At 72.2% G+C, this 8,116-nt stretch carries 7 protein-coding genes; 4 read left to right on the plus strand and 3 right to left on the minus strand.

What is annotated here, in order from left to right:
• Nucleotides 1-187: 187 nt before the first annotated feature.
• Both ACFYOB_RS02875 and ACFYOB_RS02880 read left to right on the plus strand, forming a co-directional pair.
• Nucleotides 188-583, plus strand: coding sequence for a tyrosinase family oxidase copper chaperone (locus ACFYOB_RS02875; RefSeq protein WP_388553532.1), 396 nt, complete (start codon nt 188-190; stop codon nt 581-583).
• Nucleotides 580-1,431, plus strand: coding sequence for a tyrosinase family protein (locus ACFYOB_RS02880; protein WP_388553535.1), 852 nt, complete (start codon nt 580-582; stop codon nt 1,429-1,431). Before ACFYOB_RS02875 ends, ACFYOB_RS02880 begins: the two co-directional genes overlap by 4 nt.
• Here ACFYOB_RS02880 and ACFYOB_RS02885 read toward each other — a convergent pair.
• Nucleotides 1,386-2,090 carry a response regulator gene (locus ACFYOB_RS02885; RefSeq protein ID WP_388553538.1) on the minus strand — a complete coding sequence of 235 codons (705 nt, stop codon included), beginning with the start codon at nt 2,088-2,090 and terminating at the stop codon, nt 1,386-1,388. The genes ACFYOB_RS02880 and ACFYOB_RS02885 overlap by 46 nt on opposite strands.
• Nucleotides 2,087-3,685 (minus strand): ATP-binding protein, encoded by a 1,599-nt coding sequence (locus tag ACFYOB_RS02890; protein WP_388553541.1) that lies wholly within the window; start codon nt 3,683-3,685, stop codon nt 2,087-2,089. Before ACFYOB_RS02890 ends, ACFYOB_RS02885 begins: the two co-directional genes overlap by 4 nt.
• 105 nt (nt 3,686-3,790) lie before the next feature.
• On the opposite strand from ACFYOB_RS02890, the gene ACFYOB_RS02895 reads away from it, so the two are divergent.
• Together ACFYOB_RS02895 and ACFYOB_RS02900 are read left to right on the plus strand one after the other, a co-directional pair.
• The gene (locus tag ACFYOB_RS02895) at nt 3,791-5,146 is read left to right on the plus strand and encodes a cation:dicarboxylate symporter family transporter (RefSeq protein ID WP_388553543.1); all 1,356 of its coding nucleotides are present in this window, start codon (nt 3,791-3,793) and stop codon (nt 5,144-5,146) included.
• 265 nt (nt 5,147-5,411) lie between these two features.
• Nucleotides 5,412-7,187, plus strand: a complete 1,776-nt coding sequence (locus tag ACFYOB_RS02900) for a S8 family serine peptidase (RefSeq protein WP_388553545.1) — start codon at nt 5,412-5,414, stop codon at nt 7,185-7,187.
• 95 nt (nt 7,188-7,282) lie between these two features.
• On the opposite strand, the gene ACFYOB_RS02905 is transcribed toward ACFYOB_RS02900, so the two are convergent.
• Entirely contained in the window at nt 7,283-7,951 is a 669-nt protein-coding gene (locus ACFYOB_RS02905; RefSeq protein WP_388553547.1) for a (2Fe-2S)-binding protein, read from the minus strand.
• Nucleotides 7,952-8,116: the final 165 nt, after the last annotated feature.

Genomic DNA, 8,116 nt, shown 5'->3' on the forward strand with positions numbered 1-8,116 from the left:
CTCCGTAGCCATGCGGCTCGACCGAAAAAATTACTGACTACGAGCACTTCAACCGAAAATCCTCTCGCCTTGGCCTCCGAACCCGCCCCGAAGGCGGGAAGATCGCAGCATTCGTTCTATGCGAAACTTATCCCTCGATGTCCGGATAGCAGTCAACTGCCCCTGACGCCCTGATAGTTCTTCGGCCATGGACACGATCACCCGCCGGCAGGCCTTGGGCACCACTGCCGGCGCACTCACCGCCCTCGGCCTTGCGGGCGTCACCGCGCACGCGGCCGCCACCGATTCCCGGGCCGCCGCCACCACATCCGCCGGCCCGGTCGACGAGGTGTACCAGGGCCGACGCATCCGGATATCCACCGAGGGGGGCGGCCACCACGGTGGCCACCACTCTCCCGGTCTGCCCACCGTCCGGATAGACGGCCGCGAGCTGCACGTGATGAGGAACGCCGACGGCACCTGGATCAGCGTGGTCAACCACTACGAGACGTTCGCCGACCCGGCCTCGCTGGCCAGAGCCGCCGTACGCGAGCTCCAGGGTGCCCAGCTCGCGCCGTTCGCACCGATGGGAGGCACGGCATGACCGTCCGCAAGAACCAGGCCGCGCTCACTCCCGAGGAGAAGCGCGCCTTCAGCAACGCGCTGCTCGAACTGAAGCGCACCGGCCGCTACGACCGGTTCGTCACCACCCACAACGGCTTCATCATGAGCGACACCGACTCGGGCGACCGGGTAGGGCACCGCTCGCCCTCCTTTCTTCCGTGGCACCGCTGCTTTCTGCTCGAGTTCGAAGCGGCTCTGCAGGCTGTGGACGCGAGCGTTTCGCTCCCTTACTGGGACTGGACGGCCGATCGCACCACCCGCTCCTCGCTCTGGGCCGCCGACTTCCTCGGCGGCACCGGGCGGGCCCGCGACGGGCAGGTCCTCGACGGCCCGTTCGCGTACGCGACGGGCAAGTGGGACATAGCCGTACGGGTGGACGGGCGCGCCTACCTGCGCCGGGCGCTCGGCGCGGGCGTCGCCGAGCTGCCGACCAAGGCGGAGGTGGAGGCCGTACTCGCCATGCCCGTCTACGACACGGCCCCCTGGAACAGCGCCTCGAACGGCGGCTTCCGCAACAGCCTGGAGGGCTGGCGCGGCGCCAACCTGCACAACCGGGTGCACGTGTGGGTCGGCGGCCAGATGGCCACCGGCGTCTCCCCCAACGACCCGGTGTTCTGGATGCACCACGCCTACGTGGACAAGCTGTGGGCCGAGTGGCAGGCCCGACACCCGCACTCCGGCTACCTGCCGGCGGCCGGCACACCGAACGTCGTGGACCGGGGCGACACGATGCGGCCGTGGAACGACGTGACCCCGGCCGACATGCTGGACCACCGCAAGCACTACACCTTCGACACCGAGCCGGCCGCCGCCGCGAGCCAGCGGTAGTGCAGTTCGGGGCGGCCGACCTGGCCGTACCGGGGAGTGCGGTCCGCGCGGCCGGTGTCCACCAGGTGCTCCAGGTACCGACGGGCGGTGATCCGGGAGATCCCGGCCGCCTCGGCCGCCCCCGCCGCGGTCAGCCCCTCGGCCGCCGCCCGCAGCAGGGCGGCGACCCGGTCCAGGGTCGGCGCGCTCAGCCCCTTGGGGAGCTCGGCGGGGCGGGGCGCGCGCAGGGCCGCCATCGCGCGGTCCACGTCGTCCTGGCCGGACGCCTCCCCCGCCGTCGCCCGGAACTCGGCGTAGCGCAGGAGCCGTTCGCGCAGGGTCGGGAAGGCGAAGGGCTTCAGTACGTACTGGACCACGCCGAGCGAGACGCTCTCGCGGACCACGGCCAGGTCGCGCGCCGAGGTCACCACGATCACGTCGACGGGATGGCCCGCGGCCCGCAGCCCGCGCGCGAAGCGCAGGCCGTTCCCGTCGGGCAGGCCGAGGTCGAGCAGCAGCAGGTCGACGCGGGTCCGCTCCAGGGCCCGGGTCGCCTCCCCGAGCGAGTGGACGGTGCCGACGGCGGTGAAACCGGGGACCCGGCCCACGTAGAGCGCGTGCGCGTCGGCGGCGACGGGGTCGTCCTCGACGATCAGGACCCGTACCTCGGGCGCGCTCACGGCCGCGGCTCCGGTCGCAGGGGGAGCCGTACGGTGAACTCGGCGCCCCCGCCCGGCGGCTGGGCCGCCTCCGCGGTGCCACCGTGGCGTTGCGCCACCTGCCGCACGAGGGCCAGGCCCAGGCCGCGCCCCTCGCCCTTGCCGGACCAGCCGCGCCGGAACACGTCCACCCCTTCGGGCAGGCCCGGGCCGCTGTCGGCCACGCGCAGCAGCAGTCCGTCGGCGCCGCAGCGCACGGTGACCGCGATCCGTCCGCCGGGAACGCCGGTGAGCGCGTCCATGGCGTTGTCCACGAGGTTGCCGACCACGGTGACCAGGTCCCGGGCCGGCGGGGTCCCGGCCGCGCCGTCGACGGCGGTGCTGTCGGGGGTCACGACCAGCTCGACACCCCGCTCGTGCGCCTGGGCGGCCTTGCCGAGCAGCAGCGCCACGAGCACCGGCTCTCCGACGGCGGTGACCACCTCGTCGGTGAGCGCCTGCGCCAGTTCCAGTTCGGCGGTGGCGAACTCCACCGCCTCCTGCGCGCGGCCCAGTTCGATGAGCGAGACCACCGTGTGGAGCCGGTTCGCCGCCTCGTGGGCCTGGGAGCGCAGGGCCTGGGTGAAACCGCGTTCGTGATCCAACTCCCCTGCCAGTACCTGGAGTTCGGTATGGTCGCGCAGGGTCACCACCGTTCCCCGGCGGCCGCCGCCCGCGACGGGTGAGCTGTTGACGACGAGCACCCGGTCGGCCGTCAGGTGCACCTCGTCCACCCGGGGCCGGTCCGCGAGCAGCGCCCCGGTGAGCGGCGCGGGCAGCCCCAGGTCGGCGACACCGGTGCCCGTCATCGCGTCCCGCAGGCCCAGCAGTTCCCGTCCGGCGTCGTTGATCAGGGTGATCCTGCGCTGGCCGTCGAGCATCAGCAGCCCCTCGCGCACCCCGTGCAGGGCCGCCTGGTGGTAGTCGTACATCCGGCTGAGTTCGGCCGCGTTCATCCCGTGGGTGTGGCGGCGCAACCGGGCGTTGACGATGTACGTGCCCGCCCCGCCGAGCGCGAGCGCGGCGGCGGCGACCCAGGCGAGTGCGGTGAGCTGGGAGGCGAGCCGCGCACTGATCGCGCGGACGGTGATCCCCGCGCTGACCATGCCGACGACGTGGCCGTCGTTGTTGAGCGGGGTGACCACGCGGATCGAGGGCCCGAGGGTGCCCGTGTAGGTCTCGCTGAAGGTCTCGCCGCGCAGGGCGGGGGCGGTGTTGCCCATGAAGCGCTCGCCGATCCGGCGCGGGTCGGGGTGGGTCCAGCGCCGCCCGGCCGGATCCATGATCGTCACGAAGTCCACCCCCGAGTCGATCCGGACCCGCTCCGCGTACGGCTGGAGCCGGGGGGTGGGATCGGTGCCGCGCACGGCTTCCCGTACGGCCTCCTGGACCGACGGGGAGTCGGCGACCGCGCGGGCCACGGCGCCGGCCTGGCGCCGGGCGGCCTCCTCGGCCTGGCCGCGCGCGGTGGCGTACGCGAAGACGGCGCATCCTGCGACGACCACGGCGACCAGCAGCACCTGCATGGCGAAGAGCTGGCCGGCGAGGCTGCGCGGCGGCCGGGGCAAACGGAACATGGCGCTCAGTGTGCACCGGCTCGTGAACTCAATGAACGCAAGGGTGACCGGGGTCACAGCGCTGGGTGATGGTCCTCCCGGGACGTATTCACCACAGGAGGCATCGTGGCCGCCAGGCGCGACAGAACGCACTATCTCTACATCGCTGTGATCGCCGCGGTGCTCCTCGGCATCGCCGTCGGCTTCGCCGCCCCCGGCGTGGCCGTGGAGCTCAAGCCGCTCGGCACCGGCTTCGTCAACCTCATCAAGATGATGATCTCGCCTGTGATCTTCTGCACGATCGTGCTGGGGATCGGCTCGGTCCGCAAGGCCGCCAAGGTGGGCGCGGTGGGCGGGCTCGCCCTCGGCTACTTCATGGTGATGTCCACGGTGGCCCTGGCCATCGGCCTGCTGGTGGGGAACCTGCTGGACCCGGGCAGTGGGCTGCACCTGACCGAGGCCGCCCGTCATGCGGGCGAGGCCCAGGCCAAGGCCGGCGGTGCGCAGACCACCCCCGAGTTCCTGCTCGGGATCATCCCGACCACGCTGGTGTCCGCCTTCACCGGCGGGCAGGTGCTCCAGACGCTGCTGGTGGCGCTGCTGTGCGGGTTCGCGCTCCAGGCCATGGGAGCTGCGGGCGAACCCGTGCTGCGCGGCATCGGGCACGTGCAGAAGCTGGTCTTCCGGGTACTGGCGATGATCATGTGGGCGGCGCCGGTGGGCGCCTTCGGGGCGATCGCGGCGGTGGTCGGAGCCACCGGCATCGACGCGCTGAAGTCCCTCGCCGTCATCATGATCGGCTTCTACACGACCTGTCTGATCTTCGTGTTCGTGGTGCTGGGCACCCTGCTGCGGGTGTGCACGGGGGTCAGCGTGTTCGCCCTGCTGCGCTACCTGAGCCGGGAGTTCCTGCTGATCCTGTCCACCTCCTCCTCGGAGTCGGCGCTGCCGCGGCTGATCGCGAAGATGGAGCACCTGGGGGTGTCTCGCCCGGTCACCGGGATCACGGTGCCGACCGGGTACTCCTTCAACCTGGACGGGACCGCGATCTACCTGACGATGTCCTCGCTGTTCGTCGCGGAGGCGATGGGCAAGCCGCTCGCGCTGGGCGAGCAGATCTCACTGCTGCTGTTCATGATCATCGCCTCGAAGGGCGCGGCCGGGGTCACCGGCGCGGGCCTCGCCACACTCGCCGGCGGACTCCAGTCGCACCGGCCGGAACTGGTCGACGGGGTCGGCCTGATCGTGGGCATCGACCGGTTCATGAGCGAGGCGCGGGCGCTGACCAACTTCGCCGGCAACGCCGTCGCCACGGTTCTCATCGGGACGTGGACGAAGGAGTTCGACCGCGGAAGGGCCGCCGAAGTGCTGGCCGGGCGGCTGCCGTTCGACGAGACCACGCTGGTCGACGACGCGCACGTCGAACCGGCGGGCGCCGTACCGCCCCAGACGGCCGACAACAAGGACCGCGTACCGGCGTAGCCGGTCCGCCCCCACGGGCCGGCCGGGCAGGGCTCGCCCCCACGGTGCCCAGCCCGGTCGGCCCCGACTACTCCCGGTAGGGGCTGTTTTCAGCCACAGCCCGAAGAACGCGCGTGCTGTAAAAGGTACTTCCATACCGGGGCACGCGTCTGACATCTTGCGTCCACCACTCGTTTCGTACGGACCGGTAGGTGCCATCCGCACCACCGGTCCATCGGAGGACGCATTGATACCCCACATATCCAGCCGACCTCGACGTACCCTCGTGCTGGCCGCCACCCTCGGCGCCGCACTTGCTTTCGGGGCCCCCGCCGCGCTCGCCGGCACCGCCCCCGTCTCGCCCTCCGCCTCCGCTTCCGCCCCGGCGGCCGCGGCGGCGCCCCAGGCCGCGGCCCCGACTTCCCAGAGTGCGACCTGGGTTGCCGGCACCCGTGCCTACCTCGTGATCACCGCTCCCGGTGACAGCTCGGCGGTGCGTGCCGCCGTCGCCGCCAACGGCGGCACGGTCTTCGCGAACTACGACGCGATCGGCGTCATCGTCGCCCACTCCGCCTCCGGCTCCTTCGCCACCACCATGCGCGGTGTGAGCGGGGTCCAGCAGGTCGGCGCCACCCGCACCTCGGACGTACCGGCGGACGCCTACAACCCGGCGCTCCCCGCCAACCCGGCGCAGGCCACGACCCCGTCGGGCGAGCCGGTCCGCGCCGACATGACCCAGATCAAGGCCGACCAGGCCTGGGCCGTCACCACCGGCTCCCCCTCCGTCAAGGTCGGCATCCTGGACACCGGTGTGGACGACCAGCACCAGGACCTGGCGCCGAACTTCAACGCGGCGGACTCCGCGTCCTGCGCGTACGGCAAGGCCGACACCCGCACCGGCTCCTGGCGCGACGTGGGCACCCACGGCACGCACGTGGCCGGTACGGTCGCGGCCGCCAAGAACGGCAAGGGCGTCATCGGCGTGGCTCCCAGCGTGAAGATCTCCTCGGTGCGCATCGCCGAGCCGGGCTCCTCGCTGTTCTTCGCCGAGAACACCGTCTGCGGCTTCATGTGGGCGGGCGACCACGGCTTCAAGGTCACCAACAACAGCTACTACACCGACCCGTGGCAGTTCAACTGCCCGGACAACGCCGACCAGGCCGCGATCATCGAGGGCGTCAAGCGCGCCCAGGAGTACGCGGAGGGCAAGGGTTCGCTGCAGGTCGCGGCGGCCGGCAACTCCAACATCGACCTGGCCAACAAGCGGACCGACACCGAGAGCCCGAACGACTCGACGCCGGTCACCCGCACCATCACCAACGCCTGCCTCGACATCCCGACCGAACTCCCGGGCGTGGTCACGGTCTCGGCGATGGGCACCACCGCGAAGGCCTCGTACTCCAACTTCGGCCTGAACGTCATCGACGTCACGGCTCCCGGCGGCGACACCACCGGCATTTACAGCACCCAGCCGGGCGGCAAGTACGGCACCATGAGCGGCACCTCGATGGCGTCCCCGCACGTGACCGGTGTGGCCGCGCTGCTGGCGAGCACCAACCCGGGCATCACCCCGGCGCAGCTGCGCGACAAGCTGGCCACCCAGGCCAACGACGTCGCCTGCCCGTCGGACAGCCGCTGCACGGGCACCACCGCCAAGAACGGCTTCTTCGGCGAGGGCCAGGTCGACGCGCTCAAGGCTGTGGGCTCCACCCCGCCGCCCGGCAAGTACTTCGAGAACCTCGGTGACTTCGCCATCGCCGACAACGCCACCGTGGAGAGCCCCATCACCGTCAGCGGGGTGACCGGCAACGCGCCGGCCACCCTCAAGGTGGGCGTGAACATCGTGCACACCTACATCGGTGACCTGAAGGTGGACCTCGTCGCCCCCGACGGCACCGTGTACACCGTGCACAACCGCGCCGGCGGGAGCACCGACAACATCAACACCGTCTACACCGTGAACGCCTCCTCCGAGGTCGCGGTCGGCACCTGGAAGCTCCGGGTGAACGACAACGCCGGCGGCGACATCGGCAAGATCGACTCCTGGAACCTCACCTTCTAGGGGTTCCGGCCGGACGGGGCCGTCGGGGAGCAGCGCAGCTGCGCCCCGGCGGCCTCCGCCGGTTCCGCGACCGGGACCGGGACCGGGACCGGGATCTAGCGTGTGCGCAGCACGCAGTCCCCGCAGAATCCGCCGCCCGGCACCTGGTAGTAGAGGCAGCAGCTGCGCCGTACGAAGGCCACCCCGAGCCCCTCCTCGTGGACGAAGGTGCCGGTGCCGGCCAGTGGCCCGTCCTCGGCCAGGAGGGCGGCCGCCAGGTCCACGGCCACCCGGCCCTCAACTCTGTCCGTCAGCATCCGGACCGCCCCGACCAGCCCCGACGCGGTGTTGCCGCGCAGCACCCTGGGCGAGACCCGCAGCCGCTCCCGCAGGCCCGCGTCGAGCAGGGCCAGGTTCCCCAGGACGCTCTCGCCGAGCTCCTCGGCCGGCAGTTCCCCCGGCTCGGGCAGCCACAGCTCCAGTGATCCCGCGCCGGGCAGCCGCCACCACACCCGGTCGGCTGCCAGGTCCGGCACCCGGCCGGCCAGCGCCGCGCACCCCAGCCCGATCGACCACAGCCGTGAGGCGATCCCGAGGTGCGCCGTGGAGGCGGCCACGCGCCCCGGTCCGCTGCCGATCCGGCGCCCGACCTCGGCGGTGTACGCCCCCAGGTGCTCCCCGTACAGGGCGGTCAGCGGCCGGAAGCCCGGGCCGGGCGGTTCCTTCCCGTACGGCACGGCGAAGAAGGGCCCCACGGAGGCCAGTTTCCGCAGCACTTCGTCCACGTCAGGCCTCGGGCGCGATCGTCGTGAGCCCTCGCAGCATGCGTGTCCTCCAGCTCGGCGGGGGGGGGCCGCGGCGGGGGGGGAGCCCCAGGGGGGAAGCCGCCCCCCGGGCGGGCGCCCGGCCCGCGACCCACGGGCGCCCCCGGGTGGGCCGCGGGGGGGGGA

The organism is Streptomyces sp. NPDC006463 (genome assembly GCF_042870715.1).
Classification (GTDB): domain Bacteria; phylum Actinomycetota; class Actinomycetes; order Streptomycetales; family Streptomycetaceae; genus Streptomyces.